Origin of the sequence: Moheibacter sediminis, from assembly GCF_900176425.1 — a bacterium.
Classification (GTDB): Bacteria; Bacteroidota; Bacteroidia; order Flavobacteriales; family Weeksellaceae; genus Moheibacter; species Moheibacter sediminis.
Genome location: NZ_FWXS01000012.1, coordinates 77,069 through 103,951 on the forward strand (window position 1 = coordinate 77,069; position 26,883 = coordinate 103,951).

Genomic DNA, 26,883 nt, shown 5'->3' on the forward strand with positions numbered 1-26,883 from the left:
TTGCTTTAGGTCCCACATTGAAAACTGGTAATTTTTAGACAACGGGACAGATAAGTAAGAACGCTCACGTCAAAGGCGTGGGCGCTCGCTTATTCGTTGTCGGGTATACCAGTACCTCAGTGTGCGGTAAGTGTGGGAGCCTGCGCTTCTTTTTTGTGCAGAACTACGTAAACTCAAAAAGTAGTAATATGGAAACTGGTACAGCACAAAAAAGAATTACCCTCGCCTTTATCAATAATAAAAGCCTGATTTTAGATGTTATTTGCAATGAACTTGTTGCTTCAGGTACTAAAGTATTGTTTCGTTCAGAAAATATTGATGTAGGACTATCTCAATTGTCAGTATTAAAAGAGCTTCCGAAAGTTTGTATGATTGACCTTGATTTTTACGGCAAGAATGTGCTGGCACAACTTCAAAAATTAAGGATACAATATCCAACTATTAAACTGATTGCTCATAGTGATATTGATGCAGAAAAAGCCGTAAAACCTCTTTTAGAAATTGGTTTTTCTGGTTATCTGTTTATTGGTAGCGATGCAGACGATTTTAGAAAAGCCGTTGAAGTTGTTGTCAATGACGGAAGATATTTTAGTATGGGAGTAGCTAAAATTGCACAGGAATATTTTACTAATAACTAAGATTGCTTTTTTAAATCTGTAATTTTTATTTGGACAATATTGTTGTTATTTATTCCAAGTTGCGAAAGTGTTTCTTTATGTGCTTGCTTTTCAAGCTCACTGTAATACGAAACACTCCAAATTACATTTTTATTTAGTTTGGCTTTTAATACCTCAAAATATTTTAAATCTACTTCTGAGATTGAATGCCCAAATACAATGACTTTTTCAACTTCTGTAAGATTGTTAAAAAAACCGATATTGTTTTCTATGATTGAAGCTGTATTTTTAAAAGCCTTTGTATAATAAGATAGTATTTCTTGTTTGGCACTTTCATAAGAAAAGTCATATTCATCAGCCTTATGCTCACGCCATTCGTATAATTCTTCCTCGCTTAATCCTTGTGGTGGTTCTTCTTCTTTCTCATCAAAATTTGCAGGGTCAGTTCCGTGTCCTAAAATAAGAGTACAATTATCTATATCTGCTCTGTTATGAATATAGGTTATTCGTTCTTCGGGAATGCCATAGCTTTCCTGTAGTGTCTTAGTATAATTAAAATTTAAAAAATGGCTATCATCTTCTAAGTCAATTAGCACATCATCAGAAATGCTTTCGTATTTGACTTCAAGAATAAACTTATTAAAGTCGCTAATTAGAGTGGTCGTTAAATCCTTAATGATTTCTTCCATCTCTATCTGATAACTATGCCAATCTCTATCTCGAAAATCTTCAGCACCAGGGCGAGCAATTAAGTCGGAATTATCGTCCAATACCGATAAATAATCCAAGTCAGCTAAGGCTTGCTCAAATCTTGACCATAACGCATACTCTTCATCTGTCAATTCAGGATTTGTAATATCAGGAAGTCCATAATAATTTAATAAGAGTTCATAAACCTCACTATTATTTTCAGCCAAGTAGTTTGCAAAACTTTGATACCTTGTGTCTAATTTATGATGGATGTCAAATCCATTACCAATAATGTATAATGTTTTCATTACTTCAGTTGTTTAATTTATTTTTTGGGATTATAAACCACTTCGTTTTCCAAATATTGGGTTGAGCTTATCCCAAAACTGCTGTTCAAGAATTTCGACAATGAAACGCTCAATAATTTCATTGCTTTCTGAAATGACTTCGTATGCAAAAATATTCAAATCATATTCTAAACAATTGTCCCACTTGCATAAATGCAAACTATAAACCCGAGTTCCTTCTGTGCCAAGATGGTTCTTAATTCTTGTCTTGAAATCAGTCGTTGAGCTTCCAACATATAATATATCTGTCGAAGTTTTGTTGTACCGGGAAAGATTAACTCGGTCTTTGTTCTTCACTTTTAATTTATTAGCTGATTGATAATCTTCAAAATATTCAATCAGTGTGCTTAAAATTTTCGGGGATTTTATCTGAATGATGTAAATGAGTGGGTTGTCACTTTTAGGGATTTTATGCAGAAAATTTGAAAGCGTTTCCCTATCTCTATATTCCGATGAATGAAAGGAAATTTCACAGAACGGTCTAATTGTTATTTTTGAAATTTTCTTAGCTATATTCAGTGCAAACTCCTCAGATTGCTTTACAATATGTTCACTGTCAATTTTCATTAAATGATTTTCTTTCTTTTTAAGGTGTTTAATTTTACTTTTTCTTTACTTAGTTCGTCATCCCAAAAAAACACCGCCGATTGATGATTTCTGTTTTGCGATGAGGGATAAATAATTCCCGATATTTTATTCTTTCTGTTTTTATTGAATGGATATCTTAAAAATTCAGTCACAACTTGAGTTGGCACATATTCGGTATGTTCTTTACCATCCTTAATAATTTGTTGAGTTATATCCGTTACAAATGAGTATAGAAATAAAGTAAGGTAATATCGTTTCTTGTCCTTAATTCCGAAAATACTTGGAATTTTAGGGAGTTTACTAAAATCAACAACAACCTGATTTTCTAAGGTTTCAAATTCCGCAATCGTTACATACCTTTTGTATTTATCCGTCCTGCTTATTGTTTCTAAAATTGCTGTATCATCATCGAAAGCAGAATAGAACATTGATATTCCTGAAGGGCTAAACCGATTTGGATAAATTGCTTTTTTGTTAGGGGGAGCAGTGATTTCGTTAAAATCTATAATTTTTGTTTTGAAGTCGTGTTGTCTACAACGATAAAGTTTTGTTCCTGCCGGGATAATCCTGATTATATTTAATTTTGATATAAGTTTACCAACCTCTTGTAGTATTTGCAAGGCTTTAGGAAGGCTGCTGTCTGCTGATGAAAAAAGGTAGCGGGATTTATGTTTGATGATTTCTTTAAAGTAATTCCACTGAAATTCTAAATCATCTTTAATATTGTCGTAATACAGGTCAGGTTGAGCCCAAGCAATATCTTCAATTGAATTAACAATATCTTCAATAACCTCAAAAGGTTCAGCATTTAACTCTATGTGTTCTTGTATAAGTTCGTCAGGGGTATAGATTTCTCCAAGATAACCTCCCTCTCTTGAATTGTAACTCATAAAGTTGGCGGCATCTTCATAGAAATTTGAAATACCATCCATAATAAATTCCATTAAATCTTCAAGAGAAACTACTTTTAGTTCCTTAGCGCAATAATCACAATAACCATCGTGATAGTTTTGCCTAATAAAGCGATTAATGCTTTTATCATCAAAATGTTTGATACAAATATTCTTATCTGGAATATTGCTTAAATTTCTACTTTCTAATTCAAGCCATCTCTGTTTAACTCCTCCCATATATTAATTTGCAGTTTTTGCTATAAAACAAATTTAGCAAATTTAAAAAAGTGCATTAACCCAGATTTATGAAAATTCAAAATCAATTAGTCAGTGTCTTTTCTTTGTTCGCTGATTAAGAAAGGAAGTTATTATTATTATTATTATTAACCAATCATTGGGATAATGAATATCCCAAACAATAACGCTGCAACCTGTTTGGTAAAATGGAGAAGAAAAAGGAATTGTGTAGTGGTGCATTTTACTAAAGGGGATTGCTCCCATTTAAATCAAAAAGACTGCCCGACCATCGGGAGGATCTGTCTTTTTGCCGCCCGACTTTTTGGGTCGTACGGTGTTTTAATTTTTCGGCTTGTTTAACTGTTCTCTTAAAGCTATTAATTTCTTGTGCATATCTGTCCAATATGCCTGCCTTTCCTTGTCGCTTTTCACAGGTGGATTATGCGTATATTCTTTATACCACCCAGTTTGTTGAATAGCTTTTTTAAGGTCAGTAACCTCAATCCAGTTCCCGTTTTTATCTCTAATTTTCATTGTGCTGAATTTTAGCATTAGCCATTTTACGCTCTAACAATGTGTCGAGAATTTCCCACTCGCTGTCATACTCCTTGCCCTCAAAATGGTAGGTATCTGTTTCCTCGTCTAATTCATAGCTGCAAAAGTCCTGGCTATCTAAGCAGGTGTCGTTTAGTATGCCGTTTTCAAATATTGCCTGACCATATACTAAGCATCCTAATTCCTCATAGTCCTGTGTGAAATTCACTTTGAAATGTTCGGCTATCTGCTTTACCGCTTCCGTGTTTGGCGACCATTTTGTTTCATACTGAAACACGCCCGCACTTTCATTATCCTGACTGATATTGTAGAAATAATATCCGTGCGTGTCCTGTACGAAATCGGGTAATTGCCCGCAGTCGTCTTTATGTTCCTGTTCAGCCATTGATTTGAATAGCTGTGTTATCTGTTCGATTGCTTCGGGTGTTCCCTCAAAAATAACCCAGTTGTTGCACCAATTAGCCATAATTATTTATCGTTTAAGGTTATCTGTAAAAATTTGTCGCTCCCGAAAAGCAGGTGTATCGCCTGTTTTAATTGCGGGTCGCATTGTGCATCATCTGTATATTCAATCAGGCAGTGAATAGCGAAAATTGAATTGTGTCCGTCAAAAAAATGGTCTGTAAACCAGTTCGGGCGTTTCCAAAGAGGTTCATTTTGGGCTGTTCCTTTTTGTGCATTCTGCACAAGCCTGTACCAAAATTCAGCGGTGAAAAATCCCTTTTGATACCAACCCTCACGGAATGCTGTTTCATTTTGCAGGAAGTAGTCGCATTGCGTTTTTATTGCGTTTTGCAGGTTCTCCAGTTCTGCGGGAAAAAGTTTGCACAACAAGCCCGCTTTATCGAGGTTGTCCATTTTATCTAATGCTTTCATATCTTTTATTTTTAGTAGGCGACCACCTTTGCAGGCAGTCGCCTTTGATGATTAATTGAAGTTGAAAATCTCTGCTCCTGAATAGGCAAAGTCTGTACACAGTTCAAAGGCTTTTTGTGTCTTTAGCTGTGCTGTACCGCCCATTACAATGGATTGTAGTTTGGCTTCGCCATCCCTGTAATTGCGTACATTCTGAAAGTAACCTGTAACGGCATTGTAAGCCCCGAATAATGTGCCTTTGGTAGTTGCCATTTGTTGGGTGTCGCTTATCATAGCGTATTCAAAGGCATCATCTACGGTGTTTTTGAACACGGTAGAAACTTCATCTTCCGCACCTTTTTTGAGCAGGTTAAACGTTTCTTTGTTCGGGCAAAGTGCCAACTGGATTAGCTTTCTTACTTCTCGGTCTGTTACCCTTACTTTAGCCCAGTCATTAAAAATGTTCTCTAACTGTGTGCTTAGGGTGTTGGCAAGCCCCATAACCTTGTGAGCGTTTTCAAGGCGTTGTTTTGCTCCTGACGTGTGTTTGATACGCACTACGTTGGTCATACTCCGCAATGAAGCGTTAAGGGTGTTTTGGCATACGATACGGATAGGGGTAAATGCTGCGGTAATACTTCCGCTACCGTCGTGGCTTGTGGTTAAGAAAATGTACTTTTCTGTTGCGTCGTCGCCGTTACCTACACGGATATAGTCGGGTAGCTTGGCAGTGATAAAAATGCGTTCCCCGTTGCCCAATGCCCCTGCGGTTTCGTACAATATTCCCTCGCCTCCACCTACAATAGCATCAAAGAAATTAAATGCCTCACGGTTTTGTACGATATGGTAGTCTTTGCCTACTACGCCTAACGGTGTATTGGTGTCGGTGCGAAGTGTGGCGAAACTGTTAGGTACTAAGATGTCATTGGCTTCAATCAGTTCTCCGCTGTCGCCTATGCTCATTGTTCTGCCCTGTGTAAACAGTGGGGATTTGATAACCTCGTAATCTAAGCCTGCGTGTACTATTGCTTCCTCGCTTGTTGGGTACTGCTCTACGATTTGCCCCAAACCGTGCCACGCTTTTTGTTGAACGCTGAAGAATGAATGACGTCCTGTTTGCTCGTTGAAATTGATGTTGTGTGCCATAATGCTAAAATTTTGATGTTTGAAAAAATGTTATTTACTCACTCGCTTTTCTCGTTTCCCGCTTCCCGTTGTGGTTTGCTCTGCTCCGCTTCGCATAAATTTTTCCAAAAGAAAAACCGGAAAAAAGAAAGCAGATAATCCAAGCGGGCAACAGCGATGACCAAGAAAAAAAATGATTTAATGGGGGTTCCTTTAGGGGGAAACCGTTCATTCGTTTTTTTTATTGGTGTGTGTGTGCGGTGGCTGCCCGCTATAACTTAGCTGCCTTTTTACCGGTTGATTGTGGAAATTTTCTGTTCTAAATTTTTATGGCATTAATGACCAGGCTATGATAGCCTGCAATAGAAATTTGAAAAATGGAATAGCAGGGAGCGTTAGATAAAGGTTTCGTTTTTCAATTTTCTATTTCTGAAGTAGGTAATAAGCTCTTTTACAGCGTTGGATTGCATAGAGGAAAGTAAATGTGCTTTACCTACACAAAAAGCATAGGCATAAAAAAAGCAGAACCGTTAAGTTCTGCTCATTGTGATTAGATAAAAGCCGATTATATTGCCATCATAAACGCTTCTTCCATTGCTTTGAATTTAGGGGTAACTAAATCCATATCCTTACTGATTTTTTGGCTTGTAATTTTAGCATAAATCTGTGTGGTGGAAATGTTTTTATGCCCCATCATTTTGCTAAGGCTTTCAAGCGGTACGCCCTCGGTCAAAAACATTGTTCCGAAAGTATGCCTTGCCGTGTGAAAGGTTACTTTTTGTTCTGTAATAATCTCTGCTTTTTCAACCAGTTTACCTATGTGCGTATTGCAGGTTGCATTAGTCGGAACCGGAAAGATAAATTCATTCCTTGTCGTACCCTGATACTTCTCAATGATACGCTTAGGGATTTCCATTAACCGAACATTTGAAGCAATATCTGATTTCTTTCTCCTGCTGATAATCCATTGATGACCGTCAAAGAATGATTGAATATTGTTCCTTGTCAGTTTTTTAATATCCGCATAAGCAAGTCCGGTAAAACAACTAAAAATAAACAGGTCTTTTACCAGTTCATACCGTGGGTGCGGTGGTACGCACATCATCAGCTTTTCTACATCTTCTTTAAGGATATAACCCCGGTCAGTTTCTTCCATATTGATTTCATAATCCTGAAACGGATTATCACGTATCAAGCCCTTTTTAATAGCCAGTTCCACAACGGCTAATAAAGGCATCGTGTACACCCAAACCGTATTATGCGAAGACTGTAAATCGTACCGGAGGTAAAAATCAAACTCCCGGATAAAATCGGCAGTCAATTCCCGGAAAGCCATATCATCACGATGATAGCGTTCTTTGATAAACGTGGTAAGATGATTGTAAACTGTGATATACTTGTTGTAGGTGCTTTGTGAGCGTTCTTCCTTTTCGACCAGTTTTTTAAAATCCTCATTTTGGTCGTTGAAGACTTTAAGTATTGCATCATCCATTACACCAACACCTAAAAAAGATAGCTTTACTTTTTGGGCGGTCGCAAAGCCCTCGTGCTTCAGCATATCTTCATAAATCTTGTCGATACGCCCACGTATGTTATCCAGTTTTTTATTAATGCTTAGTGCCTGCGCACTTTTTCCCTGAACTCTTCCGTGTTTCAAATCCCAATTATTGGGGTCAATTTCTAACTTTGTTCCGAAAGTCTTAGGGGTTCCGTCAATGGTAATACGTGCCATAATCGGGGCATTACCGTTCTTTTTCAGTTCGTTCTTTTTCAAATAGAAAAGCAGTTTGAACGTCGATTTTTTTGTCTGCTCCATAACTCAAATGTTTAATGTTTAAAATTAAATTACATTGAGTTACAAGGGAATGTAGAAAAGGGCGCAAAAGACTGAAATATAATCAGTTAAGCCATATCATTACCTTTGTCAATCGGTAACGAATTAGTAACCTAACCTTGTCAATTTAAGCCCCAAACCTATCAGACACCGACTTCCGAACTAAGACTACTCTTTTTATAAAGCCTTGTATAGCAAAGGTTTTAACCGTTTTGCTTATTTTTGCTTTTTACTAATCTTTTTTCGAGAAAAAATTCATGGAAATCTCATTTAAATCAATGAAAGGAACATTCAATTCCGTAGCAACTTCCAAAGCAGCTTTTGGATATTCGCCATGCACATTTTGAAGTTTATCGTTTTCCCAAGGATAATTTCTGGCAACCGGAGTTAAAATCACGGGATGGGCACCTTTTTGACGGGTTTGCGTCACAAAAAGACGCAGAAATTCTTTGTAACCTTCAATCGGAACATACCTTTCCGTTTTATTTTCTGCTGCATCATTGTGCCCGAATTGCATCAAAACCCAGTCATCTGTTTGCAAACTATCATAAACGGAACGCCATCTTCCTTCTTGAAAAAAGGTACGTGTGCTTCGTCCGCCACGTGCTCGGTCATCAATTTTTATTTCATTTGATTGATGAAATTTAGGAACGGAAGTGAGGCTGTCTTTTACGAAGTAAGGTTGGAATTCCTGTCCCCAACCCGCAATCGGATAGCGTACTTTCATGTAATCTTTTCCTTCATCGTAATTGCCGGTGTAATCTGCAACGGTAGAATCTCCAATCAAATAAATAATCGTTTTTGTTTTTTGCTGAGCAGAAATTTCAATTGATGAAATACAGATTAAAATGAATGATAGTAATTTGAAATTCAGATACATAAATTAATTTTTCGTTACTCTGAAATAATCAAAATCAGCGTATCCGCCACGGTTTGCTTCCTGTGTACTCACGCTGTATAAGCCTACTTTTGCACCAATCCATTTTCCTGGTTTTCCTTGGAATTTTTCGCCGGCATCTTTGAATTTTTTACCATCTTCACTGAAACTAAACTGGCATAAACCATTTGGTTCGCTCACTTTCACTTTGAAATAAACTTCGTTTCCTTTTAATTTAGATTCAAAAATCACTTTTTCTTCGCCGCCTCTGTCTGCTTTTTCAGCTCTTCTCAACTGAACGTAATAACCGTCCGGTTTATTGGTAATTACGATGGATTGATAATCCGTTCCCATCACCAAAAGTCCCGCAGTTTTTCCTTCTTTTATATCTTCCGGGGTTAATTTAACTTTGGTAGCCGCTGTAAAATTCGGAGCAGGAAATTTCTGTGTCATCAAATTCGGAACATCCCACAAACTTTTTGAACCTTCCGGAACTTTGATTGAAAACAATCTTAAATAATCATTTCCGGGTAATTTCGCATACCAAACAATGTTTGGATTTGCGCTCCACTGCCATTGAATTCCAATGTTTTCACCGTCAAATTCATCTGTTTCAGGGGGTGTTATTTTTGGATGATTTTTTCCAACGTTTGGTTTTTTATGGGTAAGAACCGGTTCGCCGATTCCATTTTTATCATGGTCAATTCCCATTACAGGCCAGTCTTTTTCCCATTTCATCGGCTGCATGTGAACTACGCGGCCATAAGTGTCATCATCCTGAAAATGGTAAAACCAATCTTCACCGTTGGGCGTATCTACCCAAGCACCTTGGTGTGGTCCGTTGATTTTGGTAGAACCTTGTTCAAGCACAATTTTCTCCTCATAAGGACCATAAATATTTTTAGAACGAAGAATCAATTGCCATCCAGTAGCAACGCCACCCGCAGGCGCGAAGATGTAATAATAACTGTTGCGTTTGTACATTTTCGGACCTTCAATGGTTGGATGCGCTTCGTGTCCGTCGAAAACATGTAAGCCTTTGTCGATGACTTTAGTCCCTTCGGGATTCATTTTTTTAATGGTTAAAATGCTTTTCACTCCGGCACGGCTTCCTGCCCAACCGTGAGCGATGTAAGCTTGTCCGTCTTCGTCCCAGAAAGGGCAGGAGTCAATCAGACCTTTTCCGGCCTCTACCAAAACGGGTACATCCCATTTTCCTTTCGGGTCTTTGGTTTTGACCATGAAAATCCCGACATCAGGATCGCCCCAATAAATGTAAAATTCGCCTTTGTGAAAACGAATTGCCGGTGCCCAAACACCGTTTCCACGTTGAGGTACGTTGTAGGTTTCAAGCGGATAAACATCAGTCAAAGCATAATTTATCAATTCCCAATTGACCATGTCTTTGGAATGTAAAATAGGTAATCCCGGTGTTTCATTGAAACTTGAAGCGGTCATGTAATAATCTTCGCCGACACGAATTGCGTCCGGGTCAGAATAATCCGCATACAAAACCGGATTTTGGTAAGTTCCGTTTCCAAGGTCTGAAACCCAGGTCTGCGAAACCTGCGCATTGAGAAAATTAAGTCCAAAAAATAATATTGAGATTTTTATGATGTTTTTTTTCATGTCTTATTTGTTTAATTCAATTGAAGCTAAAATGAATGGCCCGGTTCCTTTTGGGTCATTTGCACGAACGGGTTCGCCGATGTAATATTCGTAAGTTCCATCACGGTAAGGATTTCCTCCTAATCCTGCTACTGCACAACATCTCTCTAAATTAACCACACCATTTTCATCAACTTTGATGAATTCATTCAAAATTCCCTGGTATGCTTTTTCAGCATTTTTCATGAATTTTTTTGGCAGATAACCTTTGTTTACACCTTTTAGTAAAGTGTAGGTAAACATAGAAGTTCCGGTTGCTTCCAAATAATTTCCTTCGCGGTAACCTTGATTTAAAACCTGGTACCAAGTTCCTGATGAATGCTGCACTTTTACGATTGCCTCTGCGTATTGATTCAAATATTTAATCAAACGTTCTCTGCCTTCGTGATTTTTTGGAAGGTAGTCCAAAACGTCAACGATTGCCATTCCATACCAGCCCATTCCGCGAGACCAGAAATGTTTAGATAATCCGGTTTCTTTATCAGCCCATTTTTGTTCGCGGCTTTCGTCCCAACCGTGGAAATACAATCCGGTTTTTGGGTCGCGTGTATATTTTTCAATTAAATCAAATTGAAGTACAATTTTGTCAAATGCTTCATTTGCTTTTTCTCCTTTGAGGAATTTATCTGCATATTTCGCATGGAAAGGTTCCGCCATGTAAACGCCGTCCAGCCACATTTGGTACGGATAAACTTTTTTGTGCCAGTAACCGCCTTCTGAAGTAATCGGTTGATTCTCCAATTGTAAATCCAAAGTATCCATTGCGATTTTGAAACGTTTTTCGCCTGTTTTTTCATACAAATCAAAAAGCGCATCTCCGGATTTGATCATATCCAGATTGAAATTATTGTAATCATACGTATTTATTTTTCCTTCCTGAGAAATCATACGGTTCCCAAAATCGTAGATATAATCGTAAATTTTTTCGTTTTTGGTTTGTTTGTAAACCTGATACATGGTTTGTAAGACTAGACCATTGGTATAATTCCATTTGGGTTCTTTTCTAAAGTCGAGCAGGGTAGGGTCGGGGAAACGGTGGATTTCTGACAAAGCCATACGTTCTGACCATTTTAAATTTTCAGGAATTAATTTATCGGATGAATTGCGATTTTCTGTTGAAGCGGAATTTCGATGCTGTGGCGAAGGCGAGCACGAAACTACCATCGCGCAGATGCCAAATGCGGCAACAGTTTTGTTTAATTTAATGTTTTTCATTTTTTAAAGTTTTCCTTTTTTACTTAATATTTCGACTTTATCATTGATGTATTGTATAAATTCATCTTGCGTTTTGATGCCGTCAGGTTCCTGCGACCAAGCAGATGAAAGATAGTAGGTAAGTTTTTTGGAGGTTGGTTTAAATATAATGAGGTGATTTTTCTCTGTTTCTTTGGTTTTTTTCACTTTTTCGGTGGGATAAAAAACGACCATACCAAGGTTGTCGTTTTCTCCGGCTACCGTTTGTTTTCCAAAAGTAGCGATGTAGCTCCATTTACCATTTTGGCTTGTTCCGGTAATGAGCGGAATATTTTTAAAATTAACGATTCCCGTGCAGATATTTTCAATTTCCTCCGAAGGAATTAAATCAATTTTTAAAAATCGGTCGCGTGGGAAAATCGAGATTTGTGCGTTGAGGTCGATTTGGTCATCTAATGTTTTCCAACCTTTATAATCGATGGTTACGAAAGATTTCTTTTTTTCATTGTAAACTTTGGCAAAGGTTTCATCTACTTCTTTGAAATGTAAAACCTGGTCATTTGTTTTGTCATATCTTCCGAAACTTCCCAAACCTAAAGTTTTTCCTGCTTTGAAAATATCGAGCCCCCAAGGAGCGTCAGTGTGATAAGAATAAAATCCGTCTTGTCCGACAAATGGCAAAACGAGCGTATCTACTTTTTTACCGAAAATGTCAATCGCATTTCTCCAGTCCAAGTATATGCGGTAAGCAATTTGGTTATTTTCTAATCCTAATCCTTCATAGCGAATGTAATATGTGTGGTCGGTGTGTTGTGGTGGAAGCTTAAGTTCAGTTACATTTTTGAAAGTTCCGCCGCTGTATTCCTGGTGTCCTCTTTTTCCATCGATCCACTGACCGCCTTCTTTAACTGATAATTCTGTATAAGCAAACGGTTTTGTTTTTTTGTTTTTTTGTTCAGTATTTGTAGCGCATGAAACAGAAAAAATAAGTAAACCAATGAAGATAAAATTAGAGAAATTCATTTTGTTTTGGGAAAAAAAATAAAGGAGTTCCTCAGAAATCTAAGGAACTCCTTTACAATAATAATTATATGAAAATAAATGAGGTTTTCATTAGTGTTTATTGATAACCAGGGTTTTGAGGGAAGTCGCCCGGATTGGTAATCGCATCCAACTGCGATTGTGGAATCGGTCTCACCTTATGGAAATCCTGAATGTTTGGTGCTGCATCCGGATTCCATTGCTGAACTCTCTGAATCAATTTGTTGGTACGTTTCAAGTCAAAGAAACGCATTTGTTCTCCTGCAAATTCTCTTGCTCTTTCATCCAAAATGAAATCGATGTTCAAATCACTTGCAGTTGCCATCATCGCAGCTTGTTGTCCCGGCAATGCAGCTCTTTGTCTTACGACATTTAAGTATTGAAGGGCTTCACCCGGATTTGTATTCATTTCAGCTTCTGCTACGATTAAGTACATTTCGGCCAAACGGATTACATAAGCATCTCTGATTCCTGACATTTGTGCAATTGACTGACGGTTAGGTTCCAAGAATTTTTTGATAGACATAAAACGGTCACGCACAATCGGCTTGTCATTCGCATCGTAAGTCCATTCTCTATCGATAGTTGTATAAAGGTGCTGACTTGATTCAGAATCCGGAACGATGTATTTCGTTGCATAAATAGCAGTATCGCCTAAAGCCATTCCGGCAGGAGCATTTGCTAAATTGTTACAATACCAAACTGTCTGGAACGTACCTTCAAATCTAGCATCCTTTGTTTCATCAAATAAATCCATCAAGTGGGCCGTTGGCATAAATCTGGAAAAAGGTCTTCCGTTTGCTATGTCCCGCTTCATTCCTGGTAACTGGTCATACGTCATGATATACAAAAGGTGTGAGTTGTTACCACCTTCTCTGATGGTCAAATCATTTCCTTCGTAATCGTCCATTTCATGATTTAGAACCAAATTGTTGGTATAATTTACACTCCAAACTGCCTCTGAATTTACAGTATTATTAGTTCCCCATAACGCATTATAGTTTGGAAGAAGTGAAAATCCGTAATTATTGATCACATTTTTGGCATGTACAGCGGCCAGATCATTTTGCCCGGTGAATAAATAAATTCTCGCTAAAAATGCTTCAGCAGCAGGTTTTGTAACGCGGCCACCTTGAGAAGAAGTTGCAGGAAGCTGACTTAAAGCAATCTGTAAATCTTCGATGATCTGCGCATAAAAATCTTCTACAGAGCTTCTGTAAGCAGTAGTTTGGATGTCAGTTACTTCCTCTGTAAACAGGTGAACGCCACCCCAGGTTTCAACGATGTGCCATAAGTAGAAAGCTCTTAAAAATCTGGCTTCACCTTCTCTGATTGATTTTACATCTTCAGCTAAAGGAGAATCAGGTAATCTTCCGATGGCTGCATTACATGTATTTAAAGCGGCATAAAATCTATTCCAGTAAAATTCTACTGCGGTGTTTGCTCCGTTTAAATCTGAATTGTACATTGCTACAGCAGGAACTTCCATACCACTACCTCTTGTAAACAAATCGGTTCCGATTTCAGTTAAAGCCATTCCGTTTTCTTTACCGTACCAAAAACGCATGGTGGTATAACAAGAATTAACTAAGGCTTCCATACCTTCTTCAGTTGCGTAATATTCGTCAGCAGTAAGGCCTGAAATGTTCTTTTCCTCTAAATAATCTTCACATGAAATTGTGAGGACTGATATCATTGTAATAGGTATTATGAACCATTTTTTCATAAGATTCATAAATTTTATATTAATTGATTTCATATCAAATTTTTTAATTGATTGTTATAATTCTATGTTTAATCCCATCAATAACTGACGTGTCATAGGGAAACTCAAAAGTCCTCCTCTTTCCGGATCGTAAGGTTCGATCTCGCTAAATACGAAATAGTTTTTAGCTGTAGCGTATAATCTCAATTTTGAGATACCCATGCGGTCAACAAATTTACTTGGGAAGTCATAAGCCAAAGTAATATCTCTGATTTTGATGAAAGAACCGTCAACATATCTCAAAGTTGAGAAATACTGAGCACTTGTCGGGTTCGTTCCAGCATCAGGACGTGGATAATTATTTGTAGCATTCTCTGGTGTCCAGTAATCTACATCGGCTCCGTTTTCTAAACCATTGATTTTATAAGCTCCTGCAGCTTCACTTGAAATCATCTGACCCTGTCTGATGAAGATGAATGCACTTAATTCAAATCCTTTGTATTTAAAACGGTTGTTGATACCTAAAGTGTAATCAGGAACATTATTTCCTAAAATAATTCTGTCCTCTACAGTAATAACGCCATCTCCGTTTTGATCTTTTACACGGATGTCTCCAGGCTCCTGACCGTATTGAGCTGCTTCAGCTTCTTGTCCTAGCTGCCAAATTCCAAGTTTTTCATAATCATAGAATACGCTGATAGGTGAACCTACAAACCAAAGGTTTGCTAAATCTCTGTCTCCTGATGGCAGGTCAACGATTTCTTCTTTATTGGCTGTGAATGTGAAATCTGTACTCCATCCAAATCCTTTTTTCTCATTTTGTCTTACGAAATCTGTGCTCAACAATACCTCGATACCTTGGTTTCTTGTTTTACCAATGTTATCCCATGCAAGTGTAAACCCTGAAGTTCCAGGAATTGCTCTCTGCATAAGAAGGTCTTTTGTATCTTGTTGGTAAACGTCAACGGAACCTGAAATACGGTTGTTGAAGAAACCGAAATCTAAGCCGAAGTTTAATGTTGCAGTTGTTTCCCAAGTAAGACCTGGAGTAGAAACCAATGCAGGATAGAATCCAAATGCAGCATTTTCTGCAGAACCCTGGTTGAATGCATAAGTACTTCTACCTAAAACACCTTTGGTCTGGTAAGGAGATACCGCACTGTTACCAGAGATACCGTAACTTGCTCTTAATTTTAAATTATTAACAGTAGAGTTTTCTTTCAAGAATTCTTCACGGCTAACAATCCACGAGCCTGCAATCGATGGGAAGAATCCCCATTTGTTTCCTTCAGAAAGTACAGAAGAACCATCGGCTCTTACAACCCCTGTCAATAAATATTTTTCTTTGAAGATGTAATTTACACGACCAAAGAATGAAGCCATCTGCTGTTCCATCAAGTTACTTCCGATTGCAATCTGCTCTTGAGCTGCACCTAAATTGTTATACAGCATAGTGATAGATGCAAGGTTTCTCCCTTGTGCAAAATAATCTTCCTGACGTGTTTTCCATATACTTGTACCTACCATTGTCTGGAATTCATGGCTTGAACCTAATTTGAAATCGTAATTGATGAAGTTTTCAAAAGTTGTACGGTTAAATAATTCGTTGTCAACTCTTGCTATAGATAACCCATCAACTCCAACTTCTATGGTGTTTTGTCCTGAAAACATACCGATACGGCTGTTTGTTCTGTCAATACCTAATCTGGAAGTGAAGTTAAAATTTTTGAACGGCGTCCACAATGCGCTTACTGTTCCGAAAAATCTGTCAGTGCGGTCATTATTTACATAATTTTTTCTGTTATTATCAGCCAACGGGCTTATGTTTTGGTCTCCGATTGGAAGTAAAACAACTTCTCCGAACTCATCATAAGCAGGTCCTAGCGGACTGATTTTGTTTGCTTGGTTAAGCGGGTCTCTTCTAAGATCCTGGTCTTTGATTATATAATTTAAAACCGTAGATAATTTCAATTTATCAGTAATCTGATGGTCTAATGCCAAACGTCCGCTGTATCTGTTTAAATCATCATTTGCAAGAATTCCATCTTCTTTGAAATATTCCATTGAGAAATAATAATTGGTTTTGTCAGAACCACCTGCAATACTCAATTGGTGATTTTGCTGAGAACCCAATTCCATCACTTCCTCTGCCCAATTAGACCAGATTCCATTGTTGAAATTTTCAAGCTGAACCGGAGTGAAAATGTTTACATCATCTTCTGGTCCGTTCCATTCTCCAACTGTTCTTCTGGCTTCCCTTCTCAATTGTACAAATTCAGGTCCTGTCATGATGTCAGCATAACGCCCCACATCATTTACACTATAATAAGTGTTGTATGAAATTTTACTTTTTCCTTTTTTACCGCGTTTAGTTGTAATTAAAATTACACCATTTGCACCCAAAGTACCATAGATAGCTGTTGCAGAGGCATCTTTCAAAACTTCTAGAGATTGAATGTCATTTGGATTGATGTCCACATCATTTCCATAAATCATTCCGTCAACTACAATCAAAGGACCGTTGGAAGCATTCAATGATCTGTTGCCACGAATGTTGAAATTTAAACCAGCGCCAGGTTGTCCGCTTGACTTGGTCATATCCATACCTGCAACTTTACCTTGTAAAGCTTCAAGCGCATTTGTTACCGGAATAGCTGTCAAATCATCCTGACCTACGGAAGCAACCGAACCCGTTAAGTCAGATTTTTTTGTAGTTCCATAACCGATTACGATTACTTCTTCCAAAATCTGATCTCTTGCAGGCGCCATTGCAACATTGATGGTTGATAATCCGTTTACCGGAATGTCTTGTTGTTGAAACCCTTCAATAGTGAAAGACAAAGTAGCATTGTCTGGAACTTCAAATTCATAGTTTCCATTTTCATCTGTAAAGGCTACATAGTCAGTTCCTTCAACAGAAACCTGTACGTCCATAATTCCCATTTTATCTTCGGACGATGTGATCGTGCCCGATACGGTAGTTAATTCTTGCGCAAAAGCCATTACCGGAATCAAAAACAAGGTAATGAACAATGTATGCGGCTTCGAAAGTAAATACCTAAATTTCCAATTTAAATTCCTCATAATATTGAATTTAGTTTTTTAATAATTTCTATTGTGCTCATTTGTGTTTTTTCTTTTTCTAAATTTTTCAGAACAAATGCTGAAGGGGGTAAACAAGTGTAAAAGTTATTCATATATTCCTGTGCTTAATTGTGATATAATTTTCCGTTAATTTTTGTGTTTGTAAACTGGATTTCTTCGCAGTGTTCTATTTTAAATGCATCTCCAACTTTGTCAATCGTTACATTTTTAAATTCAATTCCTGAAATGGGATTTTCCGGTCTTCCATCAATTAAAATGGCATATTTTCCGCCATTTTTAACCTTTACATTTTCCAAAACAATATTTTTTATTTCAGGAATGTGGTTAGCGATGGGTTCCCCATAAACACCATACGTTGTAGTTATTTTCAGAACGGCTTCTTTTACTTGTCCAACCATGATGTCTTTTACATATACATTTTCTACAAACCCGCCTCTGGTCGTATTGGTTTTGATTCTGATGGCTCTGTCAAGTTCAGGACTGTTCATAACACAATTACGCACATAAACATTTCTAACGCCGGCAGAAATTTCGCTTCCGATCACTACGCCGCCATGACCGTCGATCATAGTGCAATTTTCTACCATTATATTTTCGCTTGGGATGTTGACCCTTCTTCCGTCTTCATTTCTTCCGGATTTGATGGCGATACAATCATCACCCGTATCAAAATGACAATTTGCAATGCGGACATTTGAACTATATTCTGGATCACAGCCATCGTTATTAGGTCCATGGCTTTTTACGGTCACGCCGTCTACAGTTACGTTTTTAGATTTGAACGGATGAATTACCCAAAAAGGCGCATTGATGAAAGTCACGCCTTCCAGCAAAATATTTTCACACATCACCGTTTGGAAAAACAAAGGTCTGAACTGATGACCTTCTCCGAAAATTCTTTCCTCTACCGGAACGCGTCTATCGGACATGCCCATCAAACGATCTTTATTGTGCGCATCCATGTGCTTGGGCATTCCTTCTATATAACCATATTGTTTTGCGCCAGCCCATGGCCACCAGTTTTCATTGTTGGCCTGACCGTTCAAAATTCCTTCCCCCGTCAAGGCTACATTTTTTTGTTTGTAAGCATACACCAAGGGTGAATAATTCATCAATTCATTTCCTTCAAATGAAGTGTGAACCACCGGTAAATAGGCTTTGTTATCTGTGCTGAAAAGTAATTCGCTTCCTTTTTCTAAATGAAAATTGACATTGCTTTTTAAATGGATGGGACCAGTAAAATATTTTCCTTTGGGCACGATGACGATTCCGCCGCCTTCTGAGTTACACTTATCAATAGCATCAGCAAAGGCTTTGGTATTATCCGTGGTTTCATCCGCTATCGCACCAAAATCCAAAACATTGAATTTTTTGTCAGGAAAAGTCGGAACGACAATCGAATTTTTCAACTCTTCGAATTTTTTATCAATTTCAGATGATGGTTCTGAACTAACTGCATTGATTTTAGAAGTACAAGCAATGAAAGAATTCATGGCTAGAAATGTAACGAATGCAATATTTATCAGCTTTTTCATGTGCTTTTATAATTTTTAATGTAATCGATTGCAATAAAAAATATATGAGTGTCAATAATACACTAAATTATAAATATTTTTTTAATTGTTAAGTTTTATCTCATTTTTTTTGGATTTTTTTTCCAGTAATTTAAATATAATTATTTAATTCACTGATTATAAATATTTTATATTTTTAAATAAATGTTAAGTATCTAATCATATTTCTTAAAATGAAAATTCAAAAATGAAAATTATCTGCTTTTTTAAGTACTGATTAAGTGTTTTAAAGACTTTAAATTTTAGGTTTTTTAGATTTTACATTGAAATAAATTCAATTCGAATTTAAAATGATGATATTGAGTTAATTATAATTTTAAAATTCAAAATTAAATGAAAATTAGTTAAAAAATAAACAGCTGAAAATTGATTTAATTGTAATCGATTACAAATTATATTGAAAGTTATAATATTTTTTAAATGCTTTATAGTAAAGGTTTTTTATTTTTTTTGTTGTTATGAATTGATGATTTTTAAGAAATTATTTATAATTATTTTTGACAGTAAGCGTAAGAATTACAACAATTGTGTAAATTTACCTGATTAAATTGCACTGCCTAACCTAATACAATTAAACAATTTTGCTAAAGCATGAAAAAGAAAGTTACTATCTACGATATTTCTAAAAAACTCAATATCAGTGCAGCGACTGTTTCGAGGGCTTTGAACAACCATCCGAAAATCAACTACAAAACCAAAGAATTAATTCATAAAACTGCCAAAGAATTAAACTACAAACAAAATACGCTTGCGCGCGCTTTGAAAAGCGGCAAGACGAAAAACGTCGGAATCATTGTTCCTTATATCAACAGCAATTTCTTTTCGTCTGTCATTCGTGGCATTGAAGAAGGGCTTTCTCCTGAAGGTTACCATGTAATTATATGCCAAAGCCATGAAGATGTAAGTATAGAAATGAAACATCTGACGACTTTACTTAACGCTCAAGTAGATGGAATTTTTATGTCCATTTCCAAAACGACAGAAGATACTGCACACATTGAAAGTGCTTTGATGAGCAATACTCCGATTATCTTTTTTGACCGTAAAAAAGATTTGACCGGAATCAGTTCTATTACGATTGATGACTACCGTGGCGGTTATATAGCAACCGAACATTTAATCAAACAAGGATGCAAAAGGATTTGTCATTTTTCGGGCGATTTGCGTTTGGAGATTTATCAAAACCGCTACCAAGGCTACGTTGACGCATTGAAAGACCATAATTTTCCTGTGAAAAATGAACATGTTATATCGACTACAAGTTCTGTAGATGGAGGAATTGATGCAACTAAAAAATTGTGGAAACTCACTCAAAAACCTGATGGAATCTTTTCTGCAAGTGATTATGCCGCTTTGGGGGCTTGTCAGGAATTGAAAAAAATGAAGATTAAAATCCCTGAAGATGTTGCCATCACGGGATTTAGTAACGAACCGTTTACACAATACATGGAATTGCCTATAACTTCTGTTGACCAGACACCTGATTTAATGGGGAAAATTTCCGCTCAGGTATTTTTGGAATACGTAAACGAAAACTTTTCGGGTATTTCTATCGAGAAAAAAGTGGTTTTGACGCCGCAGCTTCACATCAGAAAATCATCTAAAAGAAGATAAGTTTTCTAAAGGGAAACCCCTCTTTTCCAGGGGATAAAATCATTCTGTTGAAGAATTTCGGCTTTGGTTTTAACTTCTCCGCTTGCAACTTCTATGATAAATTCCAGAAGTTCATCAGCCATTTCATCGATGGATTTTTCTCCGGTGATGATTTCTCCCGTATTGAAATCAATGATGTCCGGCATTCTTTCTGCCAATGAAGTGTTAGAAGAAATTTTTACCACCGGAACCACCGGATTTCCGGTTGGCGTTCCCAATCCCGTAGTGAACAAAACCGCGTTTGCCCCTGAACCAACCAAAGCTGTTGTACATTCTACATCATTTCCGGGAGTGCAAAGCAAATTCAGTCCCGGGCGTTTGATGTATTCAGTAAAATCTAATACATCTTCGACAGGAGAAGAACCTCCTTTTTTTGCTGCACCAGCAGATTTCATCGCATCTGTAATCAATCCGTCCCTGATGTTTCCGGGTGAAGGATTCATGTCAAATCCTGAACCTGCGGCGACAACTGAAGCTTCAAAATCTTTCATTAATTGTAAAAATCTCACAGCATCTTCTTCGTTCACACAGCGGTTTACCAATTCTTGTTCGACACCGCATAATTCGGGGAATTCAGACAAAATCGTTGCGCCGCCGATTGCGGTCATCAAATCTGATAAACGACCTAAAGTCGGATTGGCTGAAATTCCTGAAAATCCATCCGATCCTCCACATTCCAATCCTAAAACAAGTTTTGAAATAGGAGCAGGATTACGTTCGACTTCGTTGGCTTGTTTGATAGCTTCGTAAGAATCTTTGATCAGTCCATTCAACATTTCATCAACCGTTCCAGATTTTTGTTGCTCATAAATGATAATCGGTTTTTTATTGTCTGGACTAATTGCGTCTAACGCATCTTTAAATATTTGAATTTGAAGATTTTGGCAGCCTAAACTCAAAACCGTTGCACCAGCAACATTTGGATTTTTTACGTAACCAGCTAACAATCTTCCCAAAGCTTCTGCATCCTGGCGGATTCCGCCGCAACCACCTTGATGCGTGATGAATTTCACTTCGATATTTTTGAAAACACGGTTGTCCATTTCGTCTTCTTCAACAATTTCAGTTTCAGAATTGTTAACTAAAGAGCGAAGTAAAAGCTGATGTTTACTCGCTTTTTCAAATAAAAGTTCTTTTTCGAAAACTTCTTTTAATATTTCAACATTTCGATTTTCACAAAAAACCAATGGGAAAAACAACCAAGTATTGGAAGTGCCGACTTGCCCGTCTTCGCGGTGGTAACCCATGAAAGTTCTGTTTTTCCATTTATCCACATTGGGGGGAGTCCATGAAGTCGTTTCCGTTTTTTTCTCAACTTTTGCGCTTTGGTGTTTTACATTTTCAGTTGTGATGACTTCACCTTTTTTGATTGGTAAATTCGCTTTTCCAACCAAAATTCCATACATGATAATTTTGTCGCCAACGATTAAATCTTCAGCTGAAAATTTATGTTTCGCTTTGGTATGTTTGAGGATTTCATATTCGATTCCCTCTACATTTACAATTTCTCCTGCATTCAAATCCATCAATGCAACTACAACATTGTCAGTAGAATTCACTTTTATCGCTTTCTTTTGCATGACAATTAATCGAAATTTAATTAATTTATAAATTGAGTGTAAGCTTCTTTAATTCCTAAAGAATCAATCAGCTCCAGCGCTTTTGCAACTTCATTTCTCAATTCAGGAATTTCCGTCAAATCTACGTCCCAAAAAGATTTATTTTCCAATGAAAGCTGAGCGATTTGATTGTAATCATATGAATTCCAAATGGATTTGAATTCTTCAATAATTGATTCATCATCCAGAACCGGTAAAGTTTTATTTTGCCATTCGCATTTGTAAAAACGAATCAGCGAAGCCAACGCAAAAACGATATTTTTAGGTAATTGATTTTTCTTTTTCGTGTATTCAACCAAAGTTGGCAGAACTCTGACTTTAAATTTTGAAATTGAATTCAACGCAATACTCGAAAGAAAATGTTTCAAAAAAGGATTTCTGAAGCGGTCAAAAACATCTTCAGCATAAACTTTTAATTCATCTTCGGGCATATCCAAAACCGGAATGATTTCTTTGAAAACTGCTTCATTAATTAGTTTTGCGGTAAATTCATCATCGATTGCTTCTTTGACCGTTTCCTTTCCACACAAAATAGAAAAAGCAACCATCGCAGTGTGTGCGCCGTTTAAGATGCGGACTTTTGAAGTTCGGTAAGGATTTAAATCGTTAACGATTAAAATGTTTTCATTCGCTTTGTCAAAAGGAATTTTTTTCAATAATTCTTGATTTCCTTCGATAACCCACAATAAAAATGCTTCAGAAACGACAATTAATCCATCTTCATAATCCAATTGTTCCAAATAAAATTCGGTTCCATCTTTCGGATAACCCGGAACAATCCTGTCCACCAATGTGTTGTGGAACGAATTACAATGCTCTACCCAATCTGTAAAATGTTTGTCAAGATTCCAAAGTTCAGCATATTTTAAAATATAACTTTTTAAAGTTGTGGCGTTGTCATTTATTAATTCCGAAGGAATAATCGTCAAACCTTTGTCCTCTGCGCCATGGAAGAATTTAAATCTTTCATAAAGCAAAGAGGTCAGTTTCGCAGGGAAATTTTTGTGTGGAACGGATGAAATTTTATTTTCCAATTCGTCAAAGACAATTCCCGATTCGGTCGTATTTGAAAATATAAATTGCAATTGTTCTTCTTTGGCTAAATTCAAATAATCTGTATAATTTTCATAAGGATTAATGGATTTTTGAATGGCAGAAATTATTCTTTTTTCATCAATTGTTTTGCTTTTCTTTACACCTCGGATGAACAAAGTATAAAGGTTTTCCTGCGCTTCAAAAACATCGAAATTACCTTTCGAAGGCGTTACTTTTACATGTGCAATTCCAGCGTTGAAATCCGCTTCTATATTCAGTTTATCCACAACATAATCAGAAAATGCACGAAGGAAATTTCCGCCGCCGAATTGTACGATTTTGATGGGAAGTTTTTTGTCAAGATTTAAATCTTCACGACTTATTTTATTTTTCAATTTTAATTCCATTTACTTGATAACCTTATATTTAGGGACAAGCGATTTCATAACCATCCATGCAACCAAATAGGCTACAGCACAAATGGAGAAAATAATCATGTATCCTTTGTCAATACCGTCCACGACAACCGCTCCGGATTTTTCTAAATTTTGGAAAAAACCTTCCGGTATTCTTTGCTCATTTAATTCAGGAAATCTTTCCATCAAAGGAATGCCGTCAACGGTCGTCCATTCTCTGTGTGTGAAGTCGAATAACAATCCTGATCCTTTATTGATCAGAAATGAACCAACTCCCCCTGCCATTCCACCAATTCCTACAATCGTAGCAACTGCACTTTTTGGGAACATATCACTTACTGTTGAAAAAATGTTTGCAGACCAAGCCTGATGAGCCGCACCAGCCACACCGATAATCAATACCGGAATCCAAAATGTATAAGAACCCAACGGCTGCGCCAATAAAGCCAACAATGGGAAAAATGCAAAAATCAACATAGCACGCATTCTTCCTGCGTAAGGATTCATTCCTTTGCTATCCACGAAAAATTTTGGAAGCCATCCGCCGATGATTGAAAATAAGGTGATTACATATAAAATGAATAAAGGAACTGCACTTTGTGTTGCATTCATTTGGTAAACTGAACTGAGGTAAGCCGGTGTCCAAAACAAATAAAACCACCAAACGCCATCAGTCATGAATTTTCCGAATGCAAATGCCCAGGTTTGTCTGTATTTAAAACACTCAGCAAATGTTAATTTTCTGGCAGGTTCAGTACTTGCATCATGAGAAATATCTTCTTTATCTTGTTGAATGTATTCTAATTCAGGTTTATTTACTTTCGGGTGATCTTCAGGATTTTGATAAAGGAAAATCCAGAATCCCATCCAGATAAATCCTAATCCACCAATGATGATAAATGCCATTTCCCAACCCATTGCTTCTGCAATGAATGGAATAGTCAAAGGTGCTGCCAATGCACCCACAGTAGCACCGGCATTGAAAATACTCGTTGCCAATGCACGGTCTTTTTTAGGGAAATATTCGGCAGTAGCTTTGATAGCTCCCGGGAAATTTCCGGCTTCACCCACCGCCAAAATCAATCGGGCAAATATGAATAAAGTCACACTGGTGCTGATGACCAAAGAAACATCGTTTACTGTTGCAATCGCATTTTTAGCACCTTCAAATCCTACAAACCAGTTTCCTGAAGTGATTCCTGAAGTGGCAATTCCACAAAATGCATGCAAACAAGCTCCGACAGACCAGATAGCAATCGCCCAAAGGAAACCTTTTTTTGTTCCCATTTTGTCAATGAATCTTCCTGCGAATAACATACTTATCGCATAGAATATTGAAAACAAAGCAGTGATGTTTCCGTAATCGTTATTATTCCAATGAAATTCGGGTGCTAAATAATCTTTCCAAGTAAGTGATAAAACCTGTCTGTCGAGATAGTTGATGGTCGTAGCAACGAACAACAGCGAACAGACCGTCCACCTGTAATTGGTTTGTTTAAATGATTTAGTATTCTCGTTCATTTGTGTGTTTTTGTCCTGCTTTTCGGCATTGAAAAGCTCTGTTAATTAATTTAATTTCTCAATTCTTTTACTTTATTGATTGAGAATTTTACCGTTTCAGTAGTTTTTTCATAGTTAAATTGTCCGTCCTTATTTTTGACAAATAACTGTGAACCCAATCCTACGCAATAAGCGCCGGCATTGATCCATTGTGTTAAACTTTCGTTGGTCGGTTCCACACCGCCTGTCGGCATGATGTTGGTCCAGGGCATCGGAGCTTTTACAGCTTTGATGAAATCCGGTCCGCCAACCTGCAATGCAGGGAAAATCTTCACGATTTCAGCACCTAATTCTTCTGCATAAGAAATTTCTGTAACCGTTCCGCAACCCGGCATCCAACCGATTTTTCTGCGGTTACATATTTTTGCAACTTCAGGATTGATGGATGGCGCGACGATGAAATTTGCGCCTAATTGGATGTAAAGTGAAGCCGTTCCCGGATCTACAACTGAACCAATTCCTAAAATCAATTCAGGCAATTTTTTTGATGCAAATTTTACCAATTCCGCAAAAACTTCATGTGCAAAATCGCTGCGATTGGTAAATTCAAAAATTCTTACACCTCCGTCATAACAAGCTCTCAAAACATTTTTACAGATTTCAACATCTGAGTGGTAAAAAACAGGAATGATTCCGGTTTCTTTTGCTTTGATTGCGACTTCTATTCTTGTAAATTTTGCCATAATTTTATCTTTTGATTCGACCACCTGAATTTCCATTCATCACTTCTGAGATTTCTTCTGCTGAAGCCAAATTAGCATCGCCTAAAATCGTATGTTTGATGGCACAAGCGGCGTTTGCAAAATTGAGTGCTTTTTCGGTGTCGAAATGAATTAAACCATAAATCAAACCTGCAGCAAAAGCATCTCCCGTACCGATTCTGTCAACTACATTGTTGACTTCGAGTTCATTGGTTTCGAAATATTCGCCATCTAACCAAGCTCTTCCCTGAGTGATTTGATTGCTTGCACTTTTGCCCATTCTGATTTTGTCAAATATATTTTTAATCGAAGGAAACTCTGATTTTAATTTTTGTGAAGCTTCAATAAATCCTTCTTTGTCTGAATTAAAATTAGTTCCTAAAATTTCATTGATTTCATTTACTCCACCGATAAAAATTGTTGAAAGACCAACCAATTCTACCAAAATTTCCTGACCTTTTTTGCCATATTTCCAAAGATTGCTTCGGTAAGCAGGATCAGTTGTAATCTGAATTCCTTTTGAATTTGCTACTTGTAAAGCTTCTTTTAAGCTTAAATATGCATTTTCTGAAATTCCTGGCGTGATGCCTGTCCAGTGGAAATATTCGGCATCTTCCAAGATTTCATTCCAATTCAATTCAGAAGGATTAATATTGGCAAAAGAACCATTTAATCTGTTGTAAGCAATTCTGCTGGAACGGTTTCCTGAACCAACTTCTAAAAGGTAAGTTCCTAAAGGATGTTCATTTTTGATGACATTGGAAGTGTTAATTCCAAAACTTTGCATCGAAGCAATTGCCGCTTCACCCACAAAATCATCAGCAACCGCCGTAATGTGTTTTGTGTTCAAACCCAAAACCGACAAAGATGCCGCGACATTCATTTCAGTTCCGCCAAAGAAAAATTCCATCGAATTGCTCTGTCTGAGCATTCGGTTTCCGGCAGGGGAGAGGCGCATCATGACTTCTCCAAATGTGACAATTTTCGGATTCAT

The 26,883-nt window shown here is 37.2% G+C and carries 22 protein-coding genes; 2 read left to right on the plus strand and 20 right to left on the minus strand.

Features of this window, described 5'->3' with window-relative positions; genetic code table 11:
* Nucleotides 1-188: 188 nt before the first annotated feature.
* Entirely contained in the window at nucleotides 189-638 is a 450-nt protein-coding gene (locus B8977_RS14590; RefSeq protein WP_072885908.1) for a response regulator, read from the plus strand.
* On the opposite strand, the gene B8977_RS14595 is transcribed toward B8977_RS14590, so the two are convergent.
* The 15 genes from B8977_RS14595 to B8977_RS14665 all read right to left on the minus strand — a co-directional run bounded on the left by B8977_RS14595 (nucleotide 635) and on the right by B8977_RS14665 (nucleotide 18,866).
* Nucleotides 635-1,615 carry a bacteriophage abortive infection AbiH family protein gene (locus tag B8977_RS14595; protein WP_084019017.1) on the minus strand — a complete coding sequence of 327 codons (981 nt, stop codon included), beginning with the start codon at nucleotides 1,613-1,615 and terminating at the stop codon, nucleotides 635-637. The genes B8977_RS14590 and B8977_RS14595 overlap by 4 nt on opposite strands.
* 30 nt (nucleotides 1,616-1,645) lie before the next feature.
* Nucleotides 1,646-2,221 (minus strand): hypothetical protein, encoded by a 576-nt coding sequence (locus tag B8977_RS14600; protein WP_084019018.1) that lies wholly within the window; start codon nucleotides 2,219-2,221, stop codon nucleotides 1,646-1,648.
* The gene (locus B8977_RS14605; RefSeq protein WP_084019019.1) at nucleotides 2,221-3,372 is read right to left on the minus strand and encodes a HEPN-associated N-terminal domain-containing protein; all 1,152 of its coding nucleotides are present in this window, start codon (nucleotides 3,370-3,372) and stop codon (nucleotides 2,221-2,223) included. The genes B8977_RS14600 and B8977_RS14605 overlap by 1 nt, the downstream gene beginning before the upstream one ends.
* A 339-nt stretch (nucleotides 3,373-3,711) precedes the next feature.
* Nucleotides 3,712-3,906 (minus strand): hypothetical protein, encoded by a 195-nt coding sequence (locus tag B8977_RS14610; protein ID WP_047095570.1) that lies wholly within the window; start codon nucleotides 3,904-3,906, stop codon nucleotides 3,712-3,714.
* Nucleotides 3,896-4,393: a DUF1281 family ferredoxin-like fold protein gene (locus tag B8977_RS14615; RefSeq protein ID WP_084019020.1), complete on the minus strand. Its 498-nt coding sequence runs from the start codon at nucleotides 4,391-4,393 to the stop codon at nucleotides 3,896-3,898. Before B8977_RS14615 ends, B8977_RS14610 begins: the two co-directional genes overlap by 11 nt.
* 2 nt (nucleotides 4,394-4,395) lie before the next feature.
* On the minus strand, nucleotides 4,396-4,803 hold the full coding sequence (locus B8977_RS14620) for a hypothetical protein (RefSeq protein WP_002978541.1): 408 nt from the start codon (nucleotides 4,801-4,803) through the stop codon (nucleotides 4,396-4,398).
* 51 nt (nucleotides 4,804-4,854) lie between these two features.
* Nucleotides 4,855-5,928, minus strand: a complete 1,074-nt coding sequence (locus tag B8977_RS14625; protein WP_084019021.1) for a DUF932 domain-containing protein — start codon at nucleotides 5,926-5,928, stop codon at nucleotides 4,855-4,857.
* Between the two features lie 544 nt (nucleotides 5,929-6,472).
* Nucleotides 6,473-7,723 carry a site-specific integrase gene (locus B8977_RS14630; protein WP_084019022.1) on the minus strand — a complete coding sequence of 417 codons (1,251 nt, stop codon included), beginning with the start codon at nucleotides 7,721-7,723 and terminating at the stop codon, nucleotides 6,473-6,475.
* A 250-nt stretch (nucleotides 7,724-7,973) separates the two neighbouring features.
* Entirely contained in the window at nucleotides 7,974-8,621 is a 648-nt protein-coding gene (locus B8977_RS14635; RefSeq protein WP_084019023.1) for a rhamnogalacturonan acetylesterase, read from the minus strand.
* A 3-nt stretch (nucleotides 8,622-8,624) separates the two neighbouring features.
* On the minus strand, nucleotides 8,625-10,247 hold the full coding sequence (locus B8977_RS14640) for a glycoside hydrolase family 43 protein (protein WP_084019024.1): 1,623 nt from the start codon (nucleotides 10,245-10,247) through the stop codon (nucleotides 8,625-8,627).
* Between the two features lie 3 nt (nucleotides 10,248-10,250).
* Nucleotides 10,251-11,501 carry a glycoside hydrolase family 88/105 protein gene (locus B8977_RS14645; protein ID WP_084019025.1) on the minus strand — a complete coding sequence of 417 codons (1,251 nt, stop codon included), beginning with the start codon at nucleotides 11,499-11,501 and terminating at the stop codon, nucleotides 10,251-10,253.
* Between the two features lie 3 nt (nucleotides 11,502-11,504).
* On the minus strand, nucleotides 11,505-12,503 hold the full coding sequence (locus B8977_RS14650; RefSeq protein ID WP_084019026.1) for a DUF4861 family protein: 999 nt from the start codon (nucleotides 12,501-12,503) through the stop codon (nucleotides 11,505-11,507).
* Between the two features lie 97 nt (nucleotides 12,504-12,600).
* The gene (locus B8977_RS14655) at nucleotides 12,601-14,247 is read right to left on the minus strand and encodes a RagB/SusD family nutrient uptake outer membrane protein (RefSeq protein ID WP_221405791.1); all 1,647 of its coding nucleotides are present in this window, start codon (nucleotides 14,245-14,247) and stop codon (nucleotides 12,601-12,603) included.
* Nucleotides 14,248-14,301: 54 nt separating this feature from the next.
* Nucleotides 14,302-17,310 (minus strand): SusC/RagA family TonB-linked outer membrane protein, encoded by a 3,009-nt coding sequence (locus B8977_RS14660; protein ID WP_221405792.1) that lies wholly within the window; start codon nucleotides 17,308-17,310, stop codon nucleotides 14,302-14,304.
* Between the two features lie 125 nt (nucleotides 17,311-17,435).
* On the minus strand, nucleotides 17,436-18,866 hold the full coding sequence (locus tag B8977_RS14665) for a glycoside hydrolase family 28 protein (RefSeq protein ID WP_084019028.1): 1,431 nt from the start codon (nucleotides 18,864-18,866) through the stop codon (nucleotides 17,436-17,438).
* A 630-nt stretch (nucleotides 18,867-19,496) separates the two neighbouring features.
* On the opposite strand from B8977_RS14665, the gene B8977_RS14670 reads away from it, so the two are divergent.
* The gene (locus B8977_RS14670; protein WP_084019029.1) at nucleotides 19,497-20,519 is read left to right on the plus strand and encodes a LacI family DNA-binding transcriptional regulator; all 1,023 of its coding nucleotides are present in this window, start codon (nucleotides 19,497-19,499) and stop codon (nucleotides 20,517-20,519) included.
* 5 nt (nucleotides 20,520-20,524) lie between these two features.
* On the opposite strand, the gene B8977_RS14675 is transcribed toward B8977_RS14670, so the two are convergent.
* From B8977_RS14675 to B8977_RS14695, 5 genes are read right to left on the minus strand one after another with little or no spacing between them, the layout of a single operon-like run.
* Entirely contained in the window at nucleotides 20,525-22,138 is a 1,614-nt protein-coding gene (locus B8977_RS14675) for a UxaA family hydrolase (RefSeq protein WP_084019030.1), read from the minus strand.
* Between the two features lie 20 nt (nucleotides 22,139-22,158).
* A complete protein-coding gene (locus tag B8977_RS14680; protein ID WP_317043221.1) occupies nucleotides 22,159-23,607 on the minus strand; it encodes a tagaturonate reductase in 1,449 nt (482 codons plus the stop codon).
* A 12-nt stretch (nucleotides 23,608-23,619) separates the two neighbouring features.
* On the minus strand, nucleotides 23,620-25,149 hold the full coding sequence (locus B8977_RS14685; RefSeq protein ID WP_084019032.1) for an MFS transporter: 1,530 nt from the start codon (nucleotides 25,147-25,149) through the stop codon (nucleotides 23,620-23,622).
* 50 nt (nucleotides 25,150-25,199) lie between these two features.
* On the minus strand, nucleotides 25,200-25,871 hold the full coding sequence (locus B8977_RS14690) for a bifunctional 4-hydroxy-2-oxoglutarate aldolase/2-dehydro-3-deoxy-phosphogluconate aldolase (protein WP_084019045.1): 672 nt from the start codon (nucleotides 25,869-25,871) through the stop codon (nucleotides 25,200-25,202).
* A gap of 4 nt (nucleotides 25,872-25,875) precedes the next feature.
* Nucleotides 25,876-26,883, minus strand: a complete 1,008-nt coding sequence (locus B8977_RS14695; RefSeq protein WP_084019033.1) for a sugar kinase — start codon at nucleotides 26,881-26,883, stop codon at nucleotides 25,876-25,878.